The sequence below is a fragment of the Pseudomonas sp. P1_A1 genome (assembly GCF_056406935.1).
Genome location: NZ_JBFTZE010000001.1, coordinates 243,769 through 267,951 on the forward strand (window position 1 = coordinate 243,769; position 24,183 = coordinate 267,951).

Genomic DNA, 24,183 nt, shown 5'->3' on the forward strand with positions numbered 1-24,183 from the left:
AGAAGGCCTCATGAACATACGAGACAATCGACGTTTCACTCTGCCAGTCTTCGCGATCCTGCTGACTGCGCTAGCCGTCATGGACTTTGCAAGCCTTCGCTACTGTCAGGCCGCCGACGAGTTGCCGGCTAACGACCTGCCACTGAAGCACGTCGCCGACATTCCATTGCCCGGTGGCGCCACTCGGCTCGACTACGAGAGCTATGATCCAGAGCGCAACCTGATGTTCATCGCTCATCTTGGTGACGGTGAAGTTATCGCCTTTGACATGCGTGAGTCCCGCGTTGTCGGGCGCATTGCGAACGTCTCGTCGGTACACGGCGTGCTCGTGATTCCTGAGTTGTCACGTGTCTACGCTTCAGCGACAGGTACGAACGAAATCGTTGCAATAGACGAAGCGACCCTGGCAATTGTCAGTCGCATACCGGGCGGCATCTATCCAGACGGCATGGCTTATGTGCCTGACCTTCACAAGCTTTACGTATCGAACGAAAACGGCGAGACCGAAACGGTGATCGACGTGGACACGAACACTCGTGTTGCGACAATTCCGCTGGGAGGTGAAGTCGGCAATACACAATATGACCCCATATCACGACACGTCTTCGTCAATATCCAGACTCGTCGGCAACTTATCGAAATCGATCCCGCGACCGACCAAATCGTGGCGCGCATCGACCTGCCGGGGGCACGTGGCAACCATGGCTTGTTGATCAATGCGCGTGACCGGCTTGCCTTTATCGCGTGCGAAGGTAATGGCAAGCTCCTCGTACTGGACATGCACACCATGCGGGTTATCCAGGAGTTCGATACTGGGGAAGCCCCCGATGTGCTTGCGTTCGATCCAGGGCTGAACACTCTTTATGTCGCCGGAGAGGCCGGCATTGTGTCGATGTTCCACGTCAAGGGGGCAGTGGTCACGAAAATCGGCAACGGCAGCGTAGGCCCGCGTGCGCATGTCGTTGCCGTGGATGCCGCGACACACCGCTCGTATTTTCCGCTAAAGGATATCGATGGGCACCCGGTACTACGGATTATGGAGCCCCGGTAGCGCATTGAATCGACTCCAGTTCCGACCGTGCTGGATGTCGGGCCTGAACTTACTCCTGCCTGACAATATCGACCGATATCTCCACTGCCGCAATCGTGCCTCGGTTCTCAAGCCAGTGCGTGGTGTTCCTGTCCTCGGGCCACCCCACGCCCGGCCCATAGTCCGTGGCGACGCCATTTCGATGGTCAGTGATGGTTCCTTGCAGTATGTAAACGGTGCCGGGTCTGTCTTTATGGTTGTGAACCGGCCCGAAGACGCCTCCAGGCTCGATGGTCACCATACGCATTCTAAGCTGGCGCCCTGCCATGCCTTCGATCTCGGGGCCAAGGTCGACCGTTGCCAGTAACTTCACCGCAACACCTTGCGTTTCAGGTGCTACCTGTTCGTCGCTCATCGTGCTCTCCTCTCTGTACATACAGGGCTTGAATAGAAGTAAAGCCCCTAAGAACCGACAGAGAAGTAAATCCGCCCAGCGACGGTCGCCCATCCGGCCAAATGTCGCCGATGGTCGTTACATTTCGCTTGTCACCGGCGTTTGGCTAAGCTGAATAAATCGGGGGTGAACTGAAACCTGAGTGATGGCGGCCATCAGCGGATCTGGATGGGCATCAAGATGGTACTCCCGAAGGAGACGACTATGTATGCAGTTATAAGAACCTACCTGGGTGCTGGAGCAAAGCAGCTTTTCGAGTTCTTGGAAGAGCGCAACGCCGACGTCGAAGCTACCCTGCGGACAGTGCCCGGCCTCGTAAGCTACACACTGCTCAATACCGGTGATGGCGGCACGGCGGTGACTGTTTGCACAGACAAGACCGGCACCGATGCAAGCTTGAAAGTGGCGCGCGACTGGATTCAGAAAAATGCTTCGCATATTCAAGCGAAACCGCCGATCGTGACGGAAGGTCCGGTGATTGTGCAGATAAAATAGATTCAACCGGTCGATGCAACACACTAAACACTGTGTAAACAGGGGCGTGTTGCATCGACGGAAAACACCGCGCTCAACGCCACAACAACCCCATGGGCAAACCCGATCATAGCGCTCTATGATTGAACCCCATGACGACCTCTCTTCCGATCCGCCAACCCTGCCCTCCCGGTGCCTGCATCTGCGAGCGTGAGCAGCTGTTGGAAACGCCCGGCAGGGACCTGCGCATCCTGAGCCTGACCCAGTCGGAAGAGAAACGCCTGATCGAACGCCTGGAGAACCTCCGGAGCCTGAGCGACCTGGAGCGTCTGCAACGGCGAATGTATGAGCAACTGGGTCTGCGCGTGGAGATTGTTCCGGGCTTCAATGAAGTGCGCACCATGCGCGGTATCAATATCACCTTGGGCGAACTGCCGGGCCTGTGCCGCAAAACCCGTCAGTCGATCCCGGCGGCCATTCGCCGAGGGCTGGAGAAGCATCCGGAAGTCGCCTACGAGCTGCTCAATGCCAACGACTTGTTGCGTGATGCCTGATGGCTTGCACCGTTATCCCGATACGTTCATTCCAATGCCCTGAAACAGGATCAGCGGTCGTACGCGCGACACGGTCCGCTGCTATGCCTTCTCATGGGAGAACAGGTTTCAGGCCAGCCAGGACGTAGCTGGAAACTCAGGCGTGACCGTGGCCCCGGCGCCAGCCAGGAACGCGAAGATCAAAGGTGCCAGTCCGTAGCAGGAGGTGGCAGATGTTATTCATGGTCCGTTGGTCCATCAGTCCGCAACAACGTAACAGCGCGATCGAACGTTTTCTCAAGACCGGTGGCGCCCCACCCGCAGGCGTCAAAATGCTGGGGCGCTGGCATGCCGTCGGCGGCTCCAGCGGCGTGGGCATTGCGGAGGCCAGTGATCCAGTGGCGATTCAGAAGTGGGTGCTGGAATGGAGCGACCTCATGAACATGGAAGTCCACGCCGCATTGACCGATGAACAGGTGGCGCCGCTGCTCGCTGCCGCGGTCGGCAAGAAATAGTTGTCCAGGCGGCGGGTGCCCCTCGCCGCCTCCCTTCTGATTCACTACTTTTTCATCCCGATCCGCTGCCGCATCTCGGCGGTGATCGTCTGCCGGGTTTTCTTCAGGTTGGCCCAGGGTTCATCGCCCACCTCGGCCAGGCGCTCATGCACGGTGTGCAGGCTCCATTGATTGGCGCCCTTGAGCTCAGCCACTTCTTCGCGAAAGACCGGTACCGACACTGGCAACCCTTCGCGGCTGCGCACGGCATAAGCGCAGATCGTGGTGGCGCCGAGGCCGTTGCGCAGGTAATCGATGAAGATGCGCCCAACCCGGTTTTTCGGCCCCGACACCGCGGAAAATCGTTCCGGCAGCAGCTTGGCCATGTGACTGACAATCGCGTGGCTGAAGTCCTTGACCTCGTCCCAACCGTGTTTGCGGGTCAGCGGTACGACCAGGTGAATCCCCTTGCCGCCACTGGTCTTGAGAAACGCCTTGAGCCCCAGCTCATCGAGCACCGTGAGGGTCAGCCGGGTCGCTTCGACCATGCTCTTCCAGGGCAGCGCCGGGTCCGGGTCGAGGTCGAGGACGAAGCGGTCGGGCTTGTCCAGATCGACCGACGTGGCGTTCCAGGTGTGCAGCTCCACGGTGCTCATCTGCACCGCGCCAATCAGGGCTTCGGCACTGTTGATGACCATCATCGGTTGGCCTGTCAGTGCCTTGTCCAGGGTGATAATGCCGGGTATGGCCAGATTCTCGGCGTTCTTCTGAAAGAACAGTTCGCCGGTGATGCCGTCCGGTGCGCGCACCAGCGCCACCGGCCGGTCCTTGAGTTGCGGCAGAATCCACTCGGCGACACTGGCGTAATACTCCGCCAATTGCATCTTGGTGGTGCCGCTGCTGGCGTCGATCACCCGATCCGGATGCGTGATGCGCACCTTGCCCTGCTCCAGGCCGACTTGTGACGGTGCGGGTGTGGCTTGAGTAGGTTGCTTTTTGCTGGCTGAGGTCTTCACGGTTTTCGGCACCTCCTCGGTGATTTCTTCGGCAGGCTTATCCTCGCGCAGACCGTGGAACACAGCATGGCGCACCGAGCCGTCCTTGGTCATTTCGGCAAAGGCTACTTCCGCCAGGAGGCTGGGTCTGAGCCAATGCACCCCCTTGGCCTCGAACCCGGTAGGCGGGTTGACCACCGAGGGCTTTTTCGTCTGCAGTGGCTTCAGTTGTTCGTAAAGACGCTTGAGAGTTGCCTCGTTGAACCCGGTGCCGACCTTGCCGGCATAGCGCAATTCACCGCTGTCGCGGTCGTGCAACCCCAGCAGCAACGCGCCAAAAGCACTGCGCGCACCTTTGGGATCGGTGAAGCCGACCACGACGAATTCCTGCCGATGCTTGCACTTGAGTTTGATCCAGTCACTGGTGCGCCGGGACACGTAAGGCGAGCCCAGGCGTTTGCCGATCAAGCCTTCCATCTGCATTTCGCAGGCGCTGTTGAGCAAGGCCTCCGGGGACTCGCCGAACGCATCGGAAAATCGCAACAACGGGTTTTCATTGAGTTTGAGTACAGTCGCCAGCGCCGCCCTGCGCTCCTCGACAGGCACTGCGCGCAGGTCCACACCGTTGAGGTACGGCAAATCGAACAGGTAGTAGACAATGTTGCCACTACGGCCGGCATCGAAGGCGTTTTGCAGCGCTTGAAAATCCGGAACGCCCTGCTCGTCGGCCACCACCATTTCGCCGTCGAGCCAGGCCGACTCCAGGCCCAGCGCCGCTAGTGCCCGGGCCTGCTCAGGCAATTTGTGAGTCCAGTCGTGACCGTTGCGGGTAAAGAGATTGACCTCGCCGTGGTCGATACGGGCCATCACCCGGTAGCCGTCGAACTTGATCTCATAGCTCCATTCGCCGCTCGGCGCGGATTCGACCAGCGTCGCCAGTTCAGGCTTGAGCAGCTCCGGCAGCCTGGCTTTGCGGGCGCCTGTCAGTGATGGCGACTTTTCCTTGCGCGCCTTGGCCGGCGCTTTTTTGATCGGTTTGGATTGCCCTGCACCGTGCTTGTTTTCCACGATGGTGCGGTCGCTGAGTACGCTGTCGGGCTCGGCGGCGACCACGTCGTAATCGCTTTCGGGCCTGGCCGCGCCGTCCTGATGCTTGATCAGAAACCATTGCTCCTGCTTGCCCGGCATGTGCGTGCGCACGAGGTTCCACAGGCCGCCGAGCTTCTCCCCTTGCAACTCGAATTTCAGCCGGCCCTTGGCGTACGCCTTGGCTGGGTCGTCCTGGGGAATCCACACCCCACGGTCCCAAACGATCACCTCGCCGGCGCCGTAATGCCCTTCGGGAATGGTGCCCTCGAACGTGGCGTAATCGAGCGGATGGTCTTCGACGTGGATTGCCAGGCGCTTGACCTTGGGGTCCAGCGACGGGCCTTTCGGCACGGCCCAACTTTTCAGCGCGCCATCGAGCTCCAGGCGAAAGTCATAGTGCAGGTGCGAGGCGTCATGTTTCTGAATGCAGAATTGCAGCGCATGATCCTTCACCGCTTTTTTGCCCGAACGCTTGGCGGCGGCCGGTTCCGGAGTCGCCACAAAGTCACGCATGCGGTTGTAATCGTCCAGGGTCTTGTTCATGGCTTACCGGGTGCTCGCTGCCGGCGCTGAATCGGCACGTCTCTACATCAGCAGAGCGACAGGTCCGGAATAAAATTCCATCGCCATTGAAATCGCCCGGACAGACGGCTGGGTTTATCGGGATGATCGCTCATAGCCTTGATGCGCAACTTCTTGCGCAGTTATTCCTCTCAAAAACACCTCAACAACGCTGAACGCCAGGTGGATCAAGCCCTCCAGCCGAGTGCGCAACTTCTTGCGCACCACTGCGCAACTTCTTGCGCACTTTTTCAGGTGATCGTTGCCGAAAAACTTCTCCGCGTTTGAAAAATCGCCTCAACCCACTGATTTATATGGCCCTAATCATTTCTGGCACGGTCCTTGATAACAGTCAGGCACCCACCGGGCGATACCGCCTCCCGGGCACCCTCACTTTTAGCAAGGAGCACATCCATGGCTACACCAGCGTACATGTCCGTTACCGGCGAAAAACAAGGCCTGATCACTGCCGGCGCGTTCACCGCCGACTCCGTTGGCAACACCTACCAGGAAGGTCACGAAGACCAGGTCATGGTTCAGGCGTTCAGCCACGACGTGATCATCCCGCGTGACCCACAGTCCGGCCAACCGACCGGTCAGCGTGTACACAAGCCAGTCGTGATCACCAAGGTCTACGACAAGTCTTCGCCACTGCTGCAAGCGGCACTGACCTCCGGCGAGCGCATGAGCGAAATCGTTATCCAGTGGTACCGCACTTCGGCTCAAGGTACCCAAGAGCACTACTACACCACCAAACTGGAAGACGCGATCATCGTCGCCATCAACAACAAAATGCACAACTGCCAGGATCCGTCGAACTCGCACTTCACGCACCTGGAAGAAGTGCAATTCACCTACCGCAAAATCACCTGGACCCACGAAGTATCCGGTACTTCGGGTTCCGATGACTGGCGTGTTCCAGTCGCTTAATCGCGGCTGACGGTTCCAAACATCGGCCAGCTCTGCTGGTCGATGTCATTTGCGCCTTCCAGGAATTTTCGCGTCCGTTGATCCCGCTTTCGGGTGTCGGCGTGCGCCGCAGCACTGCACGAGGAACAAGGGATGTTCGCGCCGGCCAATCAGACTCACTTTGCCCTGACTGTCGAAGGTCTGGAAAACGATCTCCAGGTCCTTGCCCTGCAAGGTCGGGAAGCCATCAGCCAGCCTTTTGTGTTTGAGGTGGAGCTGGTCAGCGAGCAGCCGTCCCTGGACCTCGAAACGCTATTGCACAAACCGGCCTTCTTGCAGCTCTCGCCTGACGGCAGCGGCATTCATGGCCAGATCTACCGCGCCGCCCAGGGCGATTCGGGCAAACGCCTGACCCGCTACGCCGTGACCCTGCGCCCGCAGCTGTCCTACCTGGCGCACCGCATCAACCAACGCATCTTCCAGAACCTCACCGTGCCGAAAATCATCGGCATGGTCCTCGAAGAGCACGGCATCCAGAGCAATGCCTACGAATTCAAAGTCGGGGCGATTTATCCCGAGCGCATTTACTGCGTTCAGTACGATGAATCGGACCTGCAGTTCATCCAGCGCCTGTGCGAGGAAGAAGGTATCCATTACCACTTCCAGCACAGCGCCACGGCCCACAAGCTGGTGTTCGGCGATGACCAGACGGTGTTCCCGAAACTCGCGCCCGTGGCCTATCAGCAAGACTCCGGCATGGTCGCCAACGACCCGGTGATCAAGCGCTTCGACCTGCGCCTGGAAACCCGCACCAGTCGCACCACCCGCCGCGACTACGACTTCGAAAAACCGCGCCTGAAACTGGAAAGCGAGAACCGTGGCGACGCCCTGCCCGACCTCGAAGACTACGATTACCCCGGCCGCTTCATCGACCGCGAGCGTGGCAAGCACCTGGCCAAACGCGCCCTTGAGCGTCACCGCAGCGACTTCCAGTTGGCCGAAGGCCGAAGCGATCAGCCGTTGCTGGTCAGCGGCCACTTCCTGGCCCTGACCCAACACCCCAAGGCCAAGTGGAACGACCTGTGGCTGCTGACCGAAATCCTCCACGAAGGCAAACAGCCGCAAGTGCTGGAAGAGTCGGTGACCAGCAGCACCACCAACCTCAAAGACGATTTCCACCAGGGCTACCGCAACCGCTTCCAGGCCACCCCCTGGGACGTGCCGAACCGCCCGCCGCTGAACCACCCCAAACCACGGATCCTCGGCAGCCAGAGCGCCGTGGTCACCGGGCCCAAGGGTGAAGAAATCCACTGCGACCAATACGGCCGCGTCAAAGTGCAATTTCACTGGGATCGCGAAGGCCAGGCCGACGACAAAACCAGCTGCTGGCTGCGCGTCTCCTCCGCCTGGGCCGGCGCCCATTACGGCGGGATCGCCATTCCACGCATCGGCATGGAAGTGCTGGTCAGCTTCCTCGAAGGCGACCCCGACCAACCGCTGATCAGCGGCTGTCTGTACCACAAGGAAAACGTCGTCCCGTACGCCCTGCCGGCGAACAAGACCCGCAGCACCTTCAAAACCCTGAGCTCTCCGGGCGGCGGCGGTTTCAACGAGCTGCGCATCGAAGACAAAAAAGGCCAGGAACAGATCTTCCTGCACGCCCAGCGCGACTGGGACGAGAACGTCGAACACGACCAGAAAATCCGTGTCGGCAACGAACGCCACGACACCGTCGAGCAAAACAGTTACAGCGAATTCAAGGCCGAAGAACACCACACCGTCTATGCCGATCGCAAAGTCGAAGCCCGCGCCAACGACCACCTCACCGTGGGCGTCAACCAGCACATCAAGGTCGGCACCGGCCAATTCATCGAAGCCGGCCAGGAAATCCACCTGAGCAGCGGCATGAAAGTCGTGCTCGAAGCCGGCAGCGAACTCACCCTCAAGGGCGGCGGCAGCTTCATCAAGATCGACGCCAGCGGTGTCACCCTCAGCGGCCCGGCGATCAACATGAACTCCGGCGGTAGCCCGGGCAGCGGGACGGGGGCGGCACCGCTGATGCCTGGGGCACTGAAACAGACTGATGCCGACAAGGCTGGCGCGGTACTGACGCCGGCGCAGATTAATACGCTGAAGCGCAACGCGCCGTTCTGTGAAGAGTGCGAGAAGTGCAAGGCAGGTGCTTGTGCGATCTGATCTGATGACTCCACAGGCTTGGTTGGCTGAACGGCCGTTGCGGACGGGTGAGCGGTTGTACTTGATTGTTAGCGCGGCCAGTGATGCCGAGCCACTGAAGGCCTTCTACCAGCAACATATGGCGCCGGAACTGATTCCGATCTGGAGCGGCACGCCTTACGCCGATTGGCAGCCCGTCATGCCTTACCTCGCCGAGCTGAAACCCAATGCTGGTTTTCTGCAATGGATCACCGAAACCGATGCCCAGGACTGGGGTTGGCTGGCAGTGTCCACCAGTACGCCGGACGTGGTGTTCGAGCACCTGCGCAGTTTGACCCAGGTGCGTATGCCCGATGGGACCGAAGTGTTTTTCCGGTTCTGGGACGGGCGACATATTTACCCGATTCTTGAAGGGCTGGGTGCTGGCGCGGGTGAAGTATTGCCGGTGTTTGACCGCTATCTGATCAATGGCCAGAGCCTGGAAGTGGGGCCGAGGGCCGTGCCGCCAGCGAAGGAATGGCCGTGGTGGGAGGTGCCGCAAAAGTTGCTCGATAGTTTGACGGAAAAAGATCACACCACCGTTGTCGACAACCTGATGCAGTGGCTGGGAGAGGACTGCCCGGAACTGTTCTTCGCCTTTCCCGAAAATAACTTGCGCCAAAAGGTCGAGCGCTTCGTTCGCCAACAACCCAATACAGAAGATTTGGCAGAGCGTCTTGCTGCTCAGCTGACAAAGGAAGTCACGTCATGAATACCCCGATTGGTACCTTGGTCCTGCGCGTGCTGGACGCCAAAACCCCTGACGTGAACCTGATTCTCAAAGACTTCAAGAACTGCCTGAGCGATTACAAGGAATGGGCGGATGGCTTCCTGACCGGTTGGGCACTGGATGTCGACCAAACCTTCAAGGTCGGCAATGAAGTCAGCGTGACCAAACGCAAGACCAAAACCGGTAAGGTCGAGACCTACGCGACCTGCCCTCTGGCAGGCGACTTCACGCTGATCCACATGTTCGAGTCAGCACGATTCGTACCGATCGGCAACACACCTGTGAAACTGGAACCCGTCACCAAAGGTACTTTCTACGACGACGTCACCGGCCCCGTTATTGAAACAACGATCGGCCCGAGCGGCATCAAGGTGATCGACGGCTGCAAGAAGGGCCAGATGTATCGCATCACCTTTTTCCCGAACGTATCCCAAAGCAATGTCAAAGCACTCTACGACTCCTACCAGGGAGTGATCGGCAATCTGAACGGCTGGTTGCAAAGTGAATGGTCGAGCAAGTTCCAGCCTCAGTGGGCCAGTTACTCGGCTGCTGACCGCGCGGGCCGTTCCGTCATTCTGTTGAAACGGGCGATGGATGGTCTGGAGAAGGCGCTGCTCAGGTTGTGGGATGACATCAAAAGCCTGTTCGAACTGCTCGCACACCCAAAGGAAAACCTCGAAAAGCTGCGCAAGTACCTGTCGGATGTCGAGATCGACAAGCTCTACACCGCGTCCAAGGAGTCCATTGCTTCGGGTCTGCTGATCCTCAGTGACGAACCATTGATGTTCATTTACGTCTCGGCGATTGTGGCGTGGGTCGGCATGCTGCCACCGCAAGTCATCGTTGACGTGGTGACGGCCATTGCGTCGGAATTCCTGATCAACGTGGTATTGGGTATTTGCCTCACTGGCGGTGCCGGGATCGCGGTGCGGGTGGGGACCAAAACCCTGTCCACGGTCAAGTCCGGCACAGCGCTCAAATACCTTGAAGAACTGGCCGCGAAACTGATGAGTCTGAGCGGCAAGCACAGCCTGCCAGCGCACGCGGAGGTTTCCAAGCCACTGATTGCCAGTGCCAAGAGCGTACCGATGAAGCCGACCAAAACGGCGGCGCTCAAAATCGACGAGGCAGCCGCCAACGGTTCTAAAAATCAGCTGCCGAAGACTACAGATACGCCGAAGCAGGAAGTGAAAGACGCTTCTTCGTTTCCGCGTGGCAAGAAAGAAAAACAGACTACTCTCGCACCAAAGGAAAAGGTCGACGACGCTTCTACTCAGTCGAAAACACCTGACGACAAAAGCGCTGCCTGTGCAAAGAAAACCTGCACCAATGGTTGCCCGGTATCGATGGTTACTGGCGAAGAGCTGCTGACGCTGACCGACGGTGAACTCGGTGGCCTGCTGCCCTTCAGCTGGACGCGCCTCTATCGCACCAGCGCCGCAGAAATCGACTGTGGCCTCGGTTACGGCTGGAGCCATGCCTTGGCGCAACGCGTCGACATCAACGACGGTGAGGTGGTCTGGACCGACCACGAAAACCGCGTCACCACCTTCCCGTTGCCCAGCGTGCAGCGCCCGGCGATCACCAACAGCCTGTCCGAAGCGGCAATTTTCCTTGGCGACGATCCGTCCGAATTGATCCTCACCCAAGCCGGCGAACGCACCCAGTTCTACCACTTCCGCTACAACAGCAAAGGCGCGACGCTGATCGCCATCAGCGACAACTACGACAACCGCCTGCACATCACCCGTGACATTCACGGACGAATCAAACGTGTCGATAACGGCGCCGGTCGCGCCCTCCTCGTGCGTTACGACCGCAAACACATCGTCGCCATCGACTACCAGCAGTTTAGCCCGGCGGATAACCTGGAAGATGCCTGGAGCACTGTCCAGACCCTGGTCACCTATGGCTACGACGCCCAGCACCGCCTGATCGAAGCCAAAAACGCAGCCGGTGAAGCCGAGCGTTATGCCTATAACGAGCAGAACGTCATTCTCGAGCGGCAACTGGCGGGTGGTGCCAGCTTCTACTGGGAATGGGAAAAAGAAGGCAAGTCAGCCCGCTGCATCCATCACTGGGCAAGCTTCTCGCAGATGGACGCGCATTACGCCTGGGATGACAAGGGCAGCGTCACCGTTACCAACGCTGACGGCAGCGAAGAGGTCTACACCCACGACGATCAGGCTCGACTGGTCGCCAAAGTCGACCCGGATGGTGCCGAACACCTGAAGGCCTACGATGACAAGGGCCGTCTGATCGCCGAAAAAGACCCACTCGGCGCCGTCACCGAATACCAGTACAACGAAGCCGGTCGACTGGTTGCGGTGATTCCGCCGGAAGACGCCACCACCACTTACGAGTACTACCACGGCTACGTCCGGGTGGTGAACCGTGGCCCGGCAAAGTGGACATACTGGCGCAACGATCAGGGCGACATCACCGAACAAGTCGACCCGGATGGCAATTCGACCCACTACAGTTACAACCGCCAAGGCCGTCTGCTGGAAATCCGTCACCCCGACGGCAGTCGTCATCAACTGGGCTGGAACAACCTCGGCCAACTGCTCGAAGAACAGTTACCGGACGGCGGCCAGCGCAAATATCGCTACGACGCCTTGGGCCGGCAGATCACCCGTCAGGACGAAAGCGGCGCGATCACCCACTACCAATGGGACGCTGCCAACCGCCTCGCGCAAATCACTTTGCCAGGCGGCGCTACGCGCGCATTCACCTACAACGCCTACGGCAAAGTCACTGCCGAACGTGATGAACTGGGCCGCGTCACCCGCTACGAATACGCCGATAACCTGCACTTGGTCAGTCGTCGCATCAATCCGGACGGCAGCCAGTTGCGCTACCGCTACGACAACTCGCGCCTGCTGCTCAGCGAGATCGAAAACGAACGTGGCGAGCACTACCACCTCGATTACTACCCGAACGGCCTGATTCAGCAGGAAACCGGCTTCGACGGTCGCCGCACTGCATACGAGTACGACCTCAACGGCCAACTGCTGAAGAAAACCGAATTCGGCGAAGACGGCAGTGAGTTGGTCACCGAATACCAGCGCGATGCCGCCGGCCGCTTGCTGGTGAAAACCCTGGCCGATGGCGAGGAAATTCACTACACCTATGATGCATTCGGCCGTTTGGTCAACGTCGACGACGGTCATTGGCCCCTCGCCTACGAATATGACCTGCAAGACCGCTTGATCACCGAACATCAGGGCTGGGGCACCACGCGTTACGAATACGACAAACTCGGCCAACTGAACCACTGCCGCCTCCCCGACGGCAGCAAACTCGACTACCGTCACCAACCCGGCGGTCGCCTGAGCAGCATCGACCTCAACGGCTCGCGCCTCACCACGCACCAGTTCAGCGCTGGTCGCGAACAACAACGCCAGCAAGGCTTGCTGCACAGCCAATACCAATACGACGAACAAGGCCGACTGCAAGCTCACACCGTCAGCCAGCAGGACCGTAACCTGTTTCGTCGTCGCTACGCCTACGACGCAAACGGCAATCTTGCGGGTATCGACGACAGCCGAAAAGGCAACCGCAGCTACCATTACGATCCGCTCGATCGCCTGATCAGTGTGCGCGGAGCTACGCCTGAAAGCTTCGCCCACGACCCGGCGGGCAACCTCCTGGGCCAAGGCGACCAGCCGGCCGCGAATCTTGCCAACGTCAAAGGCAACCGCCTGCTCATGCAGGGCGACCGCCACTATGACTACGACGCCCACGGCAACCTGATTCGCGAACGTCGCGGCACCGGGCAGAAACTCGTCACCGAATATCGTTACGACTGCCAGCACCGTTTAATCGGCGTCAGCCTGCCGGGTGGCAGCACCGCGAGCTACAAATACGACGCCTTCGGCCGACGCATCGCCAAAACCGTAGACGGCCAAACCACAGAATTCCTGTGGCAAGGCGAACGCCTCATCGCTGAAAGCGCCGACAACCGCTATCGCACTTACATTTATGAACCCGGCAGCTTCCGCCCTTTGGCGATGCTTGATGGCGAAGGCCCGCTGAGCGCTACACCTTTCTATTACCAACTCGATCATCTCGGCACGCCACAAGAACTCACCGACTACAGCGGAGAGATCATGTGGTCGGCTAAATACCGGGCCTACGGCAACCTCGCTACGCTGGATGTCGCTGAAATCGACAACCCGCTGCGCTTCCAGGGTCAGTACTTCGACGCCGAAACGGGCTTACATTACAACCGGCATCGCTACTACAATCCGGGCACTGGGCGGTTTTTGACGCCGGATCCGATCAAGCTTGCGGGTGGGTTGAACAACTACCAGTATGTGCCTAACCCTACGGGATGGGTGGATCCGTTGGGGCTGAGTTCAACGTGTCCTGGTCCTGATTGCAAGCTGCCTAGTAACTCAGCGAACGCGACGAAACCTGATCATTTGCCAATGTCTCAGGAGAAATTCGACGAAATCATTGATATGAATAAGTCGGATCGGCCACCAAATCCCGGAGATTATCTTCCAGACGATTACATAAGCGCTCATAGAGAGCTTTTCGCAAAAGAGGGAGGATCCTTCGTGGTAATCGAAAGCTGGATCAAAGGTTCGAAATATCCAAGCTTTCCACCACGGAAATTTGTAGGACTGTCCTCCGAAATGGAAGATGTTGTCGCAAAATATCGAGCCGCTGGCAACGATTGGAGGGTACTAAACAACGAACTAAACCTTGGAGCAAAAACTCTGGAGGGCGACGGGATATATATCGTTAGAATCAAGCCTGATGACCCAAGATTCAGATATGAAATGCCTAATGGCAAGGAAAATGGTGCGTATCCGAACGAATGGGTTCCAGGTGGAGCAACCAAAAGCGGAACAAAAGAAGCGGCTTTGATCGGCTCTGAAAGTGTCACCCATGATAGCGATGTGGGAACATTGTTGAAAAATTTTGATGACTGGGAAAAACTACAATGAAAACCACGTTCGAAACTGCCTTAGACCAACATGAAATCTCTGACTTCTTCAAAGGAAATGGCATCTACTTCGCCCGAGGATCCGAGTGGGGCGATCATCTATACATAAGTAACTGGCAAGAGATGTGTAGCGTACTTAAAACCCAAACAGCCGCGCAGAATCTGCTGACAACTATATTTGAAGAGTACGTAAAATACCTCGATGAAAGCTACGAAGATGCTGAAGGGTTATTTTCAAACATAGCCGCGTACTACATAGCAAGAAGCATGTTTCCATTTTTATCGGCCGACAACTACGACCTTATTGAAAGCCTTAACAACAAGAGCAAAGAGCAGATAGGCCGTTCATTTAGACTCTTGAGAAATGAATATGACACAAAAAACAAAAACCTGCAAAAATACTCATTCGAACAAGAAGTTCAAAAAATAAAAAGAAATGGCTGCACCATCGAACTAGAGACCTTATAAATATAAAAAGCCAAATCAAAAAATCCACCTAGCGATTACTTTCAAACTTATACAAACAGAATAAAAGAAGAAGAAAGGAAGAAGAAAAGGGGACAGATTTATTTTCCACACTATGAAAATAAATCTGTCCCCCTTTTGGCTCCTTGGCTCGGGGAGGCTCCTTTGTCGTTATTGACGAATGGATTGAACGCTCTAGTTATCCAACATTCCCTCCTAGAAAATTTGTAGGATTGCCATCAGAGATGGATACCGTGGTTGCCAAATACAAAGCTAGTGGGGGTAACTGGCAAGTGCTCAACAAGGAGCTCAACCTTGGTGCCTCGGACCTTTCCTCCGCCAAAATCTACCTCGTCAAAATCAAGCCTGATGATCCTAGATTTAAATATGAAATTCCAAATGGCAATGAAGCAGGTGCCTATCCAAAAGAATGGGTACCTGGAGGCGAAACAAAAAGCGGAACGAAGGAAGCTGCCCTGATCGGGTCCGAAAAAATCAATCACGGAGCTGACATGGACAAACTTCTGAGCCAATTTGACGACTGGGAACAACTCCAATGATCAGCAACTTTGAAAAAGCGCTAAATAGAGACGAATTCCCAGCCTACTTCAGAGGGGCTGGCATTTATTTCACGAAAGATCCTGACTGGGGAACTCAGCTACACATCATTAACTGGCAAGGACTTTGCGGCTTTCTAAAAACACAAAAAAGTCCAGAGCCCATATTAGCAAACGCGTTCAAAAAATACGTAGCAACCATTAATAACACCGTAGAAGATGCAAATGATCTTCTCGAAAATATTGGCTGTTATTACTACATGCGAAAAAAGATTCCAGCCCTAGCTGCAAATGGGTTCGATCTAATCCGCGACATGTCTAGAAATGAAAAGCAGATAATATCTAACTCCATGGGATTCCTGCGTCAAGAACTGAACAAAGCCAACAACGCACAAGACATTGAGCTTTACAATCGGCGAATGACAAAACTTCTAAATGATGGCGGACCAACAAATCTAGAAAATTTATAAACATAAAATAAGGACAGGTAAAAAGGTGACAGATTTATTTTCCAGCTATATATCTAAGCACTCATGAAAATAAATTCACCCCCTTTTGACTCACAAACACTATCCACGGCCACCCTATTTCCGAAGAAGCATTTAAAAAACTCACAAAAGCGAAGATAAACTGGATGGACACTAAAAAAATTATTGAACTTGGCGGAACAGTCACATTTGATGACATCTCCCACTTCAACCAGCTTATCGACATTTCGATGATCGCTGATGATTTAAAGGAGGATCTATTCCAAGCCGTCTTCCCACACGATCAACTTATCGATATAGGTTGGTACCCTGAATTCTGTGAAAACGGCACATTTAGAGCTTCTTTAATTAAAGCCTACGACTGGGAGCACCCAGCATTCAGCGAAAAATCAAAAAACTGGACCGAACTAAACAAAGCAATTTCCAATGCTTTAAACAAACTAGAAAAATGATCGCCCGAGCGCTCACAAAAAAACCTCCTTTTGTTCTTTCACAAGAAAATGCCAGACACAAATAAAAGAATCATAATCCCCGGAGATTCCGTACTCGAAGCACTAGCGGAGATAGAATTCATCCTAATATCTCTACATAGAATGGGTAGCCATTACAGTGATAAACCTATTGCAGACTACCAACGCGCGACAACGGATTTTATAGACAACGAAAAAATCATACAAAAACTCGCTAAGGCACGACGAATACTAAGCGAAAACTTTGACAATACGCGCAGCGAAGACGAACTGGACGACATAGAAAGACACGTGAAAAACATTAAGTTCTGGAAGCCTTAACCAAAAGCAGACAGCTTCATATTCTACGCCAAGCCTCCTTTCTTTTTAGTTTATCTTAAGCCAATAAAAGAGAAATGGGCGCCCCCCCCACTTTACTGTTTCTACCCGCCCCTCAGTTAGGCCTTAAGGAGCAAAAATGAAATTCTGGAACGATATCGATGGCAGCATTTTTTTCAACCAGGTTTTCAAGACTTCCGTAGCGATTGGCCTCGTTGAACTTTTCACAGTAAGTATCGACAACAACAGACCAACGATAATACTGGAGTTTGACATCGAAGAACTTCCTGACACCCCTCCTGAAAAATGGAAAAAAGCTGAATTCAACACATGCCGCATCGGTTTAAACTGCAGCGAAATCAGCAACCTGACGATCAAAAACATACCTACAAAAGAAAAACTCAATGTAACAATCACTCAGAGCGAAAACATTTTCACGATCCATGCTTCGAACAGCAGCTCGATAATTGAATTCACAACAAAATCCCCGCTAATTTGTGGACCCTCAGTTTATATGAACGACAAAAAACCCGTGCTCATTTAAAAACAAAATCCGACTCATTTTTCTGCCCTTTGAGTCGTCTGACAAAAGCATCGGACATTTCCCGTAACCCCCATCTTTCACGATGAAAAAGTTTCCACACGATTCCCTCGATTCCCTCCAACTCAGCCAAGCAACCCAACACGCCGTCAGCGCCCGCCTCCGCAACCCCAAAAATCCCGACCCCATCAGCCACGTCTTCACCCTTCTCCCCAACATCCGCACCGAAACCCTGTTAAGCCACGCCTGCGAAACCCTCGCCTCGCTCAACGTACTGACCACCGACCTTGCCTGTGAACTCGATGGCTCGCACCGCAGCCTGGCGCTATCGATTCAGCAATTGGCTGTACTGGGTGAGTTGTTGGTAAACCGGGCGCTGGACAACCTCGACCCGACCGGTGGGGCGTCCGATGCTCAGGAGGTTCAACCATGACTCGATACATGCCGATTACCGGCATCGACTGCACGATCCCTTCCCTGCTGATCGACACCGAAGCACCTGTCGACGTGTTGCACGACACGGCGGCGCATCGCATTCGTTGCGTCACTCAACTGTTGGAAACGCTGTCTATGGGCGAAGCGCCTGGCGGTGACGCTGCGCTGTTACAAGAGTTTGCGCGGGTATTGGTCATCCCATTGCGGGACGGCTGCGATTTGCTGGACGTGGTCGGGCGACGGTTACGGGTGCAGCTATAATTCCGCCAATAAAAATGGGCGACTCCGACTCCAGGTCGCCCATTTTTATATCCGACGTTTAATATCATTCCTCAAATTGATCCACACAGCATTTCGCAAGAGGTTGCTAAAATATCGCCTGCAAATTTATTGATATAGGAGCAATAGCCTTCAAACGTCCACTATATTGGACTCTACCGCAAAATCGTGACCACCCAGGAAACCCAAAAACTGACACTTCGGTCAAGTAATTTCCGCACTGAGAAATATTGGTTTTCAACCAGTGTTCAATTTATGCTTGAGCTCACAGTATGGAGGCTGTGATGAATGTTCAAACTCAGACGGAAAACATGGGCGTTACTTTTGGTCTACATCGTAGGTGTCAGTGGTTATATCTACTACCTTTACGTCGAGACCCAAGGAATCCTCACTGACAACATTAATAACAAGCTGCTGCATGCCGCGTTGGGCGCTTCGGCCATCCTCGGCGACCGCTACCATGACAATCTGATCGACAAACAGTCGAAAACGGAAGCGCAAGACTGGGATGCCATTCAGCGGCTCTCCAGGTTCAACGAGTCCATGGGCACCGCGTTTGTCTACAGCGTGGTCAAACGCGCTGGGGAAGCCTATCTGATCAGCTCCAGCGCATCGAAAAAAGAAATTCAAGAGCAGAATTTCGTACGTTTTTTCGATCCTTATCCCGATGCCAGTCAGGCTTTGCTCGACAGTTTCGAGCGCACTGAGCCCACCTGGATCGATTACTCGGATCACTGGGGAGACTTTCGCGCTGTCTTCGTCCCAATGAAGTCCCAGGACGGAACGGTTTATGTGGTGGGGGCGGAGATGACGTTGGCGGATTACTACCACCACCTCAATCAGGACTCCCTGCACCATATCATCCTTGCCATTCTGGTATTTCTCGCCTTCAGTCTTTTACGCATGCGTGCGCATCTTCAGCAACTGCAAATAAACGAACAGGTATTGAATCAGGCAAAAAATGCCGCCGAGGACGCTGATCGTTCAAAAACCAGATTCTTGGCCACCATGAGTCATGAAATCCGCACCCCCATGTACGGGGTTATCGGCGCGACCGAGTTGTTGGCTGGGTCTGCCCTCACTCCAGAGCAAAACAATCTGGTCAAAACGATTCATACCAGTGGACGAACCCTGTTGTCTCTGATCGACAATATTCTTGACTTGGCAAAAATCGAAGCGGGCAAACTTGAATTGAAGCCTCGTGTATTCGACGTGAGAGTACTGGTTTCATCCAGTATTGAAATGATCCGGCAAAACATTCAGGACAAGCCAATACTCCTTGAGGCCCAGGTCTCACCGGACGTTCCGCCGTGGGTCAAAGCCGATAGCGATTGCCTTCGCCAGATATTGATCAACTTGTTGGGCAATGCGGTCAAATTCACCGAAGCCGGACAAGTATCACTCGTGGTCACGACTCGTGGTTACGGCCCTCGAGCGCGCCTCGACTTCTCCATACGCGATACCGGCATAGGTATCCCCCTGGCTCGGCAAAGCAGCCTGTTCAAGCCCTTTACCCAGTTTAAAGGGCCGACCAGTCAACGCTTTACCGGGAGTGGGCTCGGTCTTTCCATTTGCAAGAATCTGGTCGAGGCACAACAGGGGACGTTGTCCTTTACCAGTCAGCCTGGCGTTGGATCGACGTTCTTTTTCTCACTCCCCATGGAGCTTTTTTCAGTTTCGGAGATGCCCATCGAGAACAATCAGGCAGCGGTTGGTTTCGACGCTTCTTTTGCCCAGGATTATCCACTGGATATCCTGCTGGTGGAGAATCATCCAATTAACCAGAAAGTTGCTCTGGCGATGTTACAGGCATTGGGTTATACGCCTGACCTCGCGTCAAATGGCCTGGAGGCGGTCAATCAATGTATGACATCGACTCCGGATATCATTTTCATGGATATCAATATGCCTGTTATGGATGGATTAGCGGCCATGCGTAAAATCCGCCAACGACCACTGGGCGATACTTGCTATATCGTTGCTTTCACCGCAAACGCTTTTTCGAGCGAGATTGAACGTTTCAGGGCCGCCGGAGCCAATGATATTTTAACCAAACCGACAAGTTTTCAGTCCTTGACCCGAGTGCTTCAACGAGCAGCCAATTACCGACAGCAGCTCCAGGCCAGCACTCGGGGAGTGGATACCATTTCAAGTTGACGCCAGATTCTGGCTGTTGATGGCGTACACCGTATCCTGACTCGGATTGGCTCCATCATCCAATAAAAATGGGCGACCCCAAGGCCGCCCATTCTTATATCCGAAACTTTTAAACAGCACCTCCCAAAGAAGGTGTTCGCCCAGTGTAATGGCCTGGCAATCCATGCACCGGTAAAGAGCCCTGACACCGGGCGAACGGGAAGGATTTTAATAGAATTTGGCAGATATGTCCTCGTGTACAAACATGAAATTTATGCACGTAATATTTCGTAAGGTTCCGCTTACACAACGTCTACAAACTTCTTAAACGCACCGGTTCGACCATTAAAATTGATTGTTCTGATACAGCTATCTGCACAAGAACAAACAATACGTACAAGTAATGATCAGCTTGGGTGCTGGCTGGCCACTTTCAGCACATCGTTGCACGTCAGCACAACGCTCTGCCCTACGTTCAGATCTTTCAATTTCGCCGAACAGCATGGCGCAAAAAGCTCCGACTCAATACCCGGTCATCTCCAGATACCCCTGCCCCCCGTGACTGCCGCTCAGCCGCACCGGCCCTTCCCAATAAGGAATGCGCAAGTCCATCCAGGCCTTGGGGTTGAGGGCGTCGATGGTAATTTCGAGGTGCTTGCCCGGGATGTTGATCGACCAGCGCACAGGCATCGAACGCCCGGCAACCTTGGCGGTGTCTTGTGGTGTGAGTTGGATGTCGTCGGCGTGCAGCAGCTGTGTCTGCCCTTGAGCGTCGATCCAGGTGCCGGTGAGGTATGGCGCGCCGTCCTTTTGCCGCATGCGGTAGAGCATCACCTGCGCGCCGCTGTCCAGGTGCAGGGAGAACCAGTCCCAACCGGTCTGGTTGGCGGTCAGCGGTTGGCTGCTCCACTCGCGGTCAAGCCAGGCCGGGCCGTTGACCGTGTAGGTTTTGCCGTCGATTTCCAGGGTGCCGCTGGCCTGGAAAAAAGGCTGGCTGTAGTAGTACGACGCCTGGCCTTGTTCGGATTTCTGGCTGAAGCCTTTGTCTCCTTGAAGTACCAGTGGCCGGGTTGAGGTCAGTCGAAGCTGGTAGCTGAACACCTTGTCGCGGGCACTGAGTTGCAGGTCTGCCAGCGGGTTTGCGTCGGTGGCCTGACTGCTGAAACGCCAGTCATCGATCCATGCGTTGAACGGCTTAAGGATCACTCCGGCCTGGCCGACGCCACCTCGGGCGTAGCGTTCGGCGGCATGGTGTGCGGTGGCGGATGTCACGGCCGCATGACCCAGCCAGATAGTCTGATTGGCCCAGCCAGGTTGCTCGGGCGTCGCTTTCAAGGCGCTGCGAAACAGCGTCCATTGCGCACCGAACTCGCGCCCCTGATCGTCCTTGAGGTTGGCGGTGACGTACCACCATTCGATGCGAAAGCCATCGTGGGCGCCGTGGTCCGCCGGGAAACTGAACACTCGCCCGGGCACCACTGGGGTAAATGCGGCGGCCTGATGGCCGAGGCCGGCGAAGCCTTTTTCCGGCGCAGGCGTGTTGTCGCAGCCGCTCAGCAATGCCAGCAGCAACACGCCGACTTTAATCTTCATGAGCAAACGTCCTCAGCAGATCCGCCGGTTGCGTGCGATACAGCGAGTACAACGGCCACGCCGATGCGAGCAACGTGGCGAGCAAGGCCAGGCCCATCAACTGCAACAATTGCAGCGGAAATACCCGTAGCGGCAAGCGCCAGCCGAAGGCCTGCACGTTGATCACCGTGTCCAGGCACCACGCCAATGCGATGCCCAACGGCACTGCCAGCACCAACGTCAGCACCGCGAGCAACCAGGTCTGCCCGAGGTTGAGCAGCATCAACTGTCGCCGCGTCACGCCCAGCGCCCACAATGGCGCGAGTTGTCCGAGGCGACTCTGGCTCTGGGTCAGCAGGCTGATGAACAGCGCCACGCCCGCGACGCAAAGGGTCAGGCTGTTGAGTGCGGCAGTGGCGGCGAAGGTGCGCTCGAACACTTGTGTGGACCAACCCTTGAGCCGGGCCTGATCGACGATGCGGCTGTCGTCCAGGGCGAAGCGCGCTTGCAGCGCGGCCAGGAACGCGGGAATCGACGCTGGCTCGATGCGCAGGTTGAAACGGCTGGGTGTCAGCTGCGGCCAGCCGCGCAGCAGGTGATTGATGTTGACCAGCAGATGGCCCTTGGGATTGCCGTAGTCGGCGTAGATCCCGACGATCCGTGGCGACCATGGACCGTTGGGCGTGGCAATGGTCATGTGATCACCCAGGCGCACCTTCAACCGCCGGGCCAGTTGCTCACTGAGCATCAACGCGTCGTCCTTGGCCAGTCGCTCCCAAGGGTCGTCGCCCAAGGCCTCCAGCAACGGCCAGTGCTGGCGATAGGTCGGGTGATCGATCACGCCGAAGACATCCGCCGGCCAGCCCTGTAACTGAATCGACACTTGCCAGTTGGGTAGCACCGCGCTGACTTGGGGTTGTTGTTTGAGCCATGTGTAAAGCTCTCGGGCCTGGGCCGGATTTTGCGGATTGACATACAACTCGGCGGTCAGGCGTTGTTCGAGCCAGTTGTTGAAGGTCTGGCGGAAACCGGCGGTCATGCTGCCGGCGCCGATGTTCGCCGCCAGCGCCAATAACAGCGCCATCAAGGCCAGGCTCAGGGCCGGCAACTGCTGACGGCAGTCGGCGACAAACCATTGGCCGAGCACCGAACGACTGCGCCGCAGCAGCCGGTTGAGCACGCTGTTCAACACCACCGGCAAGGCCAGTGCGGCACCGATCAACAACGCAGCCATCAGCACGAAGCCAGTGCTCAGGCTGTCGCCGAACATCAACGCCAACACCGCGATCAGCGCAGCCATCGCCGCGACCCAACCCTGGTGCAGCAACCAGCGCGCGTGGGCCTGGTGCCAGGCTTGCGGATCGGCCAGCGCCAGCAACGGCAAACGCGCCGCTCGCAACAAACTGTTGGCACCGGCCAGCAACGCGCCGAGCAGGCTCAGACCGATGCCGCTGAACCACCACAGCGGGCTGAGGCTCAACTGTCCCGGCACTTCGGCGCCGTACAAGCCGCGCAAACTGGCGGCGACGTCCGGCAACAGCACGCCGGCCAGCAGGTAACCGCTGACCACGCCAGCGACACCACCGAGCAACGCCAGACCGCCCAACTCGACGGCGAGGCCGGCAATCAACATTCGCGCACTGACGCCACAGGCGCGCAGGGTTCTGAGCAAGCCTCGGCGTTGCTCCAGCGCCAGGCCGATCGCCGCGTGCACGATGAACAGGCCAACCACGAACGACAGAAAGCCCAAGGCATCGAGGTTCAGGTGGAAGCTCTCGGTCAGGCGCGCAAGATTGTTTTCTTCGCTGCTGCTGATGAGCTGGAGTTGGCCCTTGAACCGATCAGGCAGGGTCGCGGTGAAATCCTTGGGCAGCAACAGGCGTGACAGTTGATCGGGCAATTGCAGAATCTGCTGGGCGAAGCCGATGTCCACCAGCAACACACCGGGGGCCATGTCGGGTTGGGCACGCAGTGGCGGCAAGGCGATGCCGCTCTCGGCCGTCGGTGTTTCACCTTCGCGCAAGCCCAACGCCTGCAAGGTCTGCGGCGAAATCCAGGTGCTGCCCGGCGCCGTGAAGAACTCGACAACCTGCTCGATCGGTAACGACCGGCCGGCCACTGCGGAACCGGCCGGCAGCGACACCGGTTCAATGCCCATCAACTGCAAGCGCTGGTCTTCATGGCCCTTGAGCGTCACCCGGCCTCGCAACACGGGCGATACCGGCCATCCCGCGCGACGCAGGTCGATAAACAATTGCTGAGGGAACACCCCGCCGCCGGGTGCGCTGAGGCTGGCTTGAGGTTCGCCGCCGATCAACTGACTGGCCCGCGCGTAGCTTTCCCGTGCCTGACTGTTCAGCGCTTGCACGCCGGTCAGCAGACTGGTGGCGAGCCAGAGCCCGGTCAGCACACTGAAAAATTGCACCGGGTGTTGCCGCCAATGGCTGAGCAGCGCCCGCAATGTCTCGCGAAAAACCCGCAC

The 24,183-nt window shown here is 56.2% G+C and carries 20 protein-coding genes; 16 read left to right on the forward strand and 4 right to left on the reverse strand.

What is annotated here, in order from left to right:
- Window positions 1-10 precede the first annotated feature (10 nt).
- Window positions 11-1,051, forward strand: coding sequence for a YncE family protein (locus AC1D2Q_RS01170; protein WP_477811963.1), 1,041 nt, complete (start codon window positions 11-13; stop codon window positions 1,049-1,051).
- Window positions 1,052-1,100: 49 nt separating this feature from the next.
- On the opposite strand, the gene AC1D2Q_RS01175 is transcribed toward AC1D2Q_RS01170, so the two are convergent.
- Window positions 1,101-1,445 carry a cupin domain-containing protein gene (locus tag AC1D2Q_RS01175; protein ID WP_019580145.1) on the reverse strand — a complete coding sequence of 115 codons (345 nt, stop codon included), beginning with the start codon at window positions 1,443-1,445 and terminating at the stop codon, window positions 1,101-1,103.
- Between the two features lie 243 nt (window positions 1,446-1,688).
- Here AC1D2Q_RS01175 and AC1D2Q_RS01180 point away from each other — a divergent pair, with 243 nt between their 5' ends.
- The 3 genes from AC1D2Q_RS01180 to AC1D2Q_RS01190 all read left to right on the forward strand — a co-directional run bounded on the left by AC1D2Q_RS01180 (window position 1,689) and on the right by AC1D2Q_RS01190 (window position 3,006).
- On the forward strand, window positions 1,689-1,979 hold the full coding sequence (locus tag AC1D2Q_RS01180; RefSeq protein WP_477811964.1) for a hypothetical protein: 291 nt from the start codon (window positions 1,689-1,691) through the stop codon (window positions 1,977-1,979).
- 131 nt (window positions 1,980-2,110) lie between these two features.
- The gene (locus tag AC1D2Q_RS01185; protein ID WP_477811965.1) at window positions 2,111-2,512 is read left to right on the forward strand and encodes a hypothetical protein; all 402 of its coding nucleotides are present in this window, start codon (window positions 2,111-2,113) and stop codon (window positions 2,510-2,512) included.
- A gap of 212 nt (window positions 2,513-2,724) precedes the next feature.
- Window positions 2,725-3,006: a DUF3303 domain-containing protein gene (locus tag AC1D2Q_RS01190; protein WP_477811966.1), complete on the forward strand. Its 282-nt coding sequence runs from the start codon at window positions 2,725-2,727 to the stop codon at window positions 3,004-3,006.
- 44 nt (window positions 3,007-3,050) lie between these two features.
- On the opposite strand, the gene ligD is transcribed toward AC1D2Q_RS01190, so the two are convergent.
- Window positions 3,051-5,612: a DNA ligase D gene (gene ligD / locus AC1D2Q_RS01195; protein ID WP_477811967.1), complete on the reverse strand. Its 2,562-nt coding sequence runs from the start codon at window positions 5,610-5,612 to the stop codon at window positions 3,051-3,053.
- Between the two features lie 432 nt (window positions 5,613-6,044).
- Between ligD and AC1D2Q_RS01200 the strand changes: the two genes are divergently transcribed.
- The 12 genes from AC1D2Q_RS01200 (at window position 6,045) to AC1D2Q_RS01255 (ending at window position 20,150) form a co-directional block, all read left to right on the forward strand.
- Window positions 6,045-6,560, forward strand: coding sequence for an Hcp family type VI secretion system effector (locus tag AC1D2Q_RS01200; protein WP_007900657.1), 516 nt, complete (start codon window positions 6,045-6,047; stop codon window positions 6,558-6,560).
- Window positions 6,561-6,692: 132 nt separating this feature from the next.
- Window positions 6,693-8,735 carry a type VI secretion system Vgr family protein gene (locus tag AC1D2Q_RS01205; protein ID WP_477811968.1) on the forward strand — a complete coding sequence of 681 codons (2,043 nt, stop codon included), beginning with the start codon at window positions 6,693-6,695 and terminating at the stop codon, window positions 8,733-8,735.
- Window positions 8,736-8,739: 4 nt separating this feature from the next.
- Window positions 8,740-9,465, forward strand: coding sequence for a DUF4123 domain-containing protein (locus AC1D2Q_RS01210; RefSeq protein WP_408981094.1), 726 nt, complete (start codon window positions 8,740-8,742; stop codon window positions 9,463-9,465).
- Window positions 9,462-14,441: an RHS repeat-associated core domain-containing protein gene (locus AC1D2Q_RS01215; RefSeq protein WP_477811969.1), complete on the forward strand. Its 4,980-nt coding sequence runs from the start codon at window positions 9,462-9,464 to the stop codon at window positions 14,439-14,441. Before AC1D2Q_RS01210 ends, AC1D2Q_RS01215 begins: the two co-directional genes overlap by 4 nt.
- Window positions 14,438-14,908: a hypothetical protein gene (locus AC1D2Q_RS01220; RefSeq protein WP_477811970.1), complete on the forward strand. Its 471-nt coding sequence runs from the start codon at window positions 14,438-14,440 to the stop codon at window positions 14,906-14,908. Before AC1D2Q_RS01215 ends, AC1D2Q_RS01220 begins: the two co-directional genes overlap by 4 nt.
- 242 nt (window positions 14,909-15,150) lie before the next feature.
- On the forward strand, window positions 15,151-15,465 hold the full coding sequence (locus tag AC1D2Q_RS01225) for a hypothetical protein (protein WP_477811971.1): 315 nt from the start codon (window positions 15,151-15,153) through the stop codon (window positions 15,463-15,465).
- Complete coding sequence (locus AC1D2Q_RS01230) at window positions 15,462-15,932, forward strand: hypothetical protein (protein ID WP_477811972.1); 471 nt, start codon at window positions 15,462-15,464, stop codon at window positions 15,930-15,932. Before AC1D2Q_RS01225 ends, AC1D2Q_RS01230 begins: the two co-directional genes overlap by 4 nt.
- Window positions 15,933-16,096: 164 nt before the next feature.
- Window positions 16,097-16,402: a hypothetical protein gene (locus tag AC1D2Q_RS01235; protein ID WP_477811973.1), complete on the forward strand. Its 306-nt coding sequence runs from the start codon at window positions 16,097-16,099 to the stop codon at window positions 16,400-16,402.
- Window positions 16,403-16,877: 475 nt separating this feature from the next.
- On the forward strand, window positions 16,878-17,282 hold the full coding sequence (locus tag AC1D2Q_RS01240) for an Imm50 family immunity protein (protein WP_477811974.1): 405 nt from the start codon (window positions 16,878-16,880) through the stop codon (window positions 17,280-17,282).
- Window positions 17,283-17,364: 82 nt separating this feature from the next.
- Entirely contained in the window at window positions 17,365-17,712 is a 348-nt protein-coding gene (locus AC1D2Q_RS01245) for a DUF6124 family protein (RefSeq protein WP_477811975.1), read from the forward strand.
- Window positions 17,709-17,975, forward strand: coding sequence for a hypothetical protein (locus AC1D2Q_RS01250; protein WP_477811976.1), 267 nt, complete (start codon window positions 17,709-17,711; stop codon window positions 17,973-17,975). Before AC1D2Q_RS01245 ends, AC1D2Q_RS01250 begins: the two co-directional genes overlap by 4 nt.
- Before the next feature lie 306 nt (window positions 17,976-18,281).
- Window positions 18,282-20,150 (forward strand): ATP-binding protein, encoded by a 1,869-nt coding sequence (locus AC1D2Q_RS01255; RefSeq protein WP_477811977.1) that lies wholly within the window; start codon window positions 18,282-18,284, stop codon window positions 20,148-20,150.
- Window positions 20,151-20,651: 501 nt separating this feature from the next.
- Here the strand turns inward: AC1D2Q_RS01255 and AC1D2Q_RS01260 are convergent.
- Both AC1D2Q_RS01260 and AC1D2Q_RS01265 read right to left on the reverse strand, forming a co-directional pair.
- Window positions 20,652-21,722, reverse strand: a complete 1,071-nt coding sequence (locus AC1D2Q_RS01260; RefSeq protein WP_477811978.1) for a lipocalin-like domain-containing protein — start codon at window positions 21,720-21,722, stop codon at window positions 20,652-20,654.
- On the reverse strand, window positions 21,712-24,183 hold the full coding sequence (locus AC1D2Q_RS01265) for an ABC transporter permease (protein ID WP_477812196.1): 2,472 nt from the start codon (window positions 24,181-24,183) through the stop codon (window positions 21,712-21,714). The genes AC1D2Q_RS01260 and AC1D2Q_RS01265 overlap by 11 nt, the downstream gene beginning before the upstream one ends.

Coding starts and splice junctions, on each gene's coding strand:
- AC1D2Q_RS01200 (WP_007900657.1), top strand. CDS start 6,045: ATGGCTACACCAGCGTACATGTCCGTTACCGGCGAAAAACAAGGCCTG.
- AC1D2Q_RS01215 (WP_477811969.1), top strand. CDS start 9,462: ATGAATACCCCGATTGGTACCTTGGTCCTGCGCGTGCTGGACGCCAAA.
- AC1D2Q_RS01170 (WP_477811963.1), top strand. CDS start 11: ATGAACATACGAGACAATCGACGTTTCACTCTGCCAGTCTTCGCGATC.
- AC1D2Q_RS01180 (WP_477811964.1), top strand. CDS start 1,689: ATGTATGCAGTTATAAGAACCTACCTGGGTGCTGGAGCAAAGCAGCTT.
- AC1D2Q_RS01190 (WP_477811966.1), top strand. CDS start 2,725: ATGTTATTCATGGTCCGTTGGTCCATCAGTCCGCAACAACGTAACAGC.
- AC1D2Q_RS01210 (WP_408981094.1), top strand. CDS start 8,740: ATGACTCCACAGGCTTGGTTGGCTGAACGGCCGTTGCGGACGGGTGAG.
- AC1D2Q_RS01240 (WP_477811974.1), top strand. CDS start 16,878: ATGAAATTCTGGAACGATATCGATGGCAGCATTTTTTTCAACCAGGTT.
- ligD (WP_477811967.1), bottom strand. CDS start 5,612: ATGAACAAGACCCTGGACGATTACAACCGCATGCGTGACTTTGTGGCG.
- AC1D2Q_RS01255 (WP_477811977.1), top strand. CDS start 18,282: ATGTTCAAACTCAGACGGAAAACATGGGCGTTACTTTTGGTCTACATC.
- AC1D2Q_RS01205 (WP_477811968.1), top strand. CDS start 6,693: ATGTTCGCGCCGGCCAATCAGACTCACTTTGCCCTGACTGTCGAAGGT.
- AC1D2Q_RS01245 (WP_477811975.1), top strand. CDS start 17,365: ATGAAAAAGTTTCCACACGATTCCCTCGATTCCCTCCAACTCAGCCAA.
- AC1D2Q_RS01225 (WP_477811971.1), top strand. CDS start 15,151: ATGGATACCGTGGTTGCCAAATACAAAGCTAGTGGGGGTAACTGGCAA.
- AC1D2Q_RS01235 (WP_477811973.1), top strand. CDS start 16,097: ATGGACACTAAAAAAATTATTGAACTTGGCGGAACAGTCACATTTGAT.
- AC1D2Q_RS01260 (WP_477811978.1), bottom strand. CDS start 21,722: ATGAAGATTAAAGTCGGCGTGTTGCTGCTGGCATTGCTGAGCGGCTGC.
- AC1D2Q_RS01185 (WP_477811965.1), top strand. CDS start 2,111: ATGACGACCTCTCTTCCGATCCGCCAACCCTGCCCTCCCGGTGCCTGC.
- AC1D2Q_RS01220 (WP_477811970.1), top strand. CDS start 14,438: ATGAAAACCACGTTCGAAACTGCCTTAGACCAACATGAAATCTCTGAC.
- AC1D2Q_RS01175 (WP_019580145.1), bottom strand. CDS start 1,445: ATGAGCGACGAACAGGTAGCACCTGAAACGCAAGGTGTTGCGGTGAAG.
- AC1D2Q_RS01230 (WP_477811972.1), top strand. CDS start 15,462: ATGATCAGCAACTTTGAAAAAGCGCTAAATAGAGACGAATTCCCAGCC.
- AC1D2Q_RS01250 (WP_477811976.1), top strand. CDS start 17,709: ATGACTCGATACATGCCGATTACCGGCATCGACTGCACGATCCCTTCC.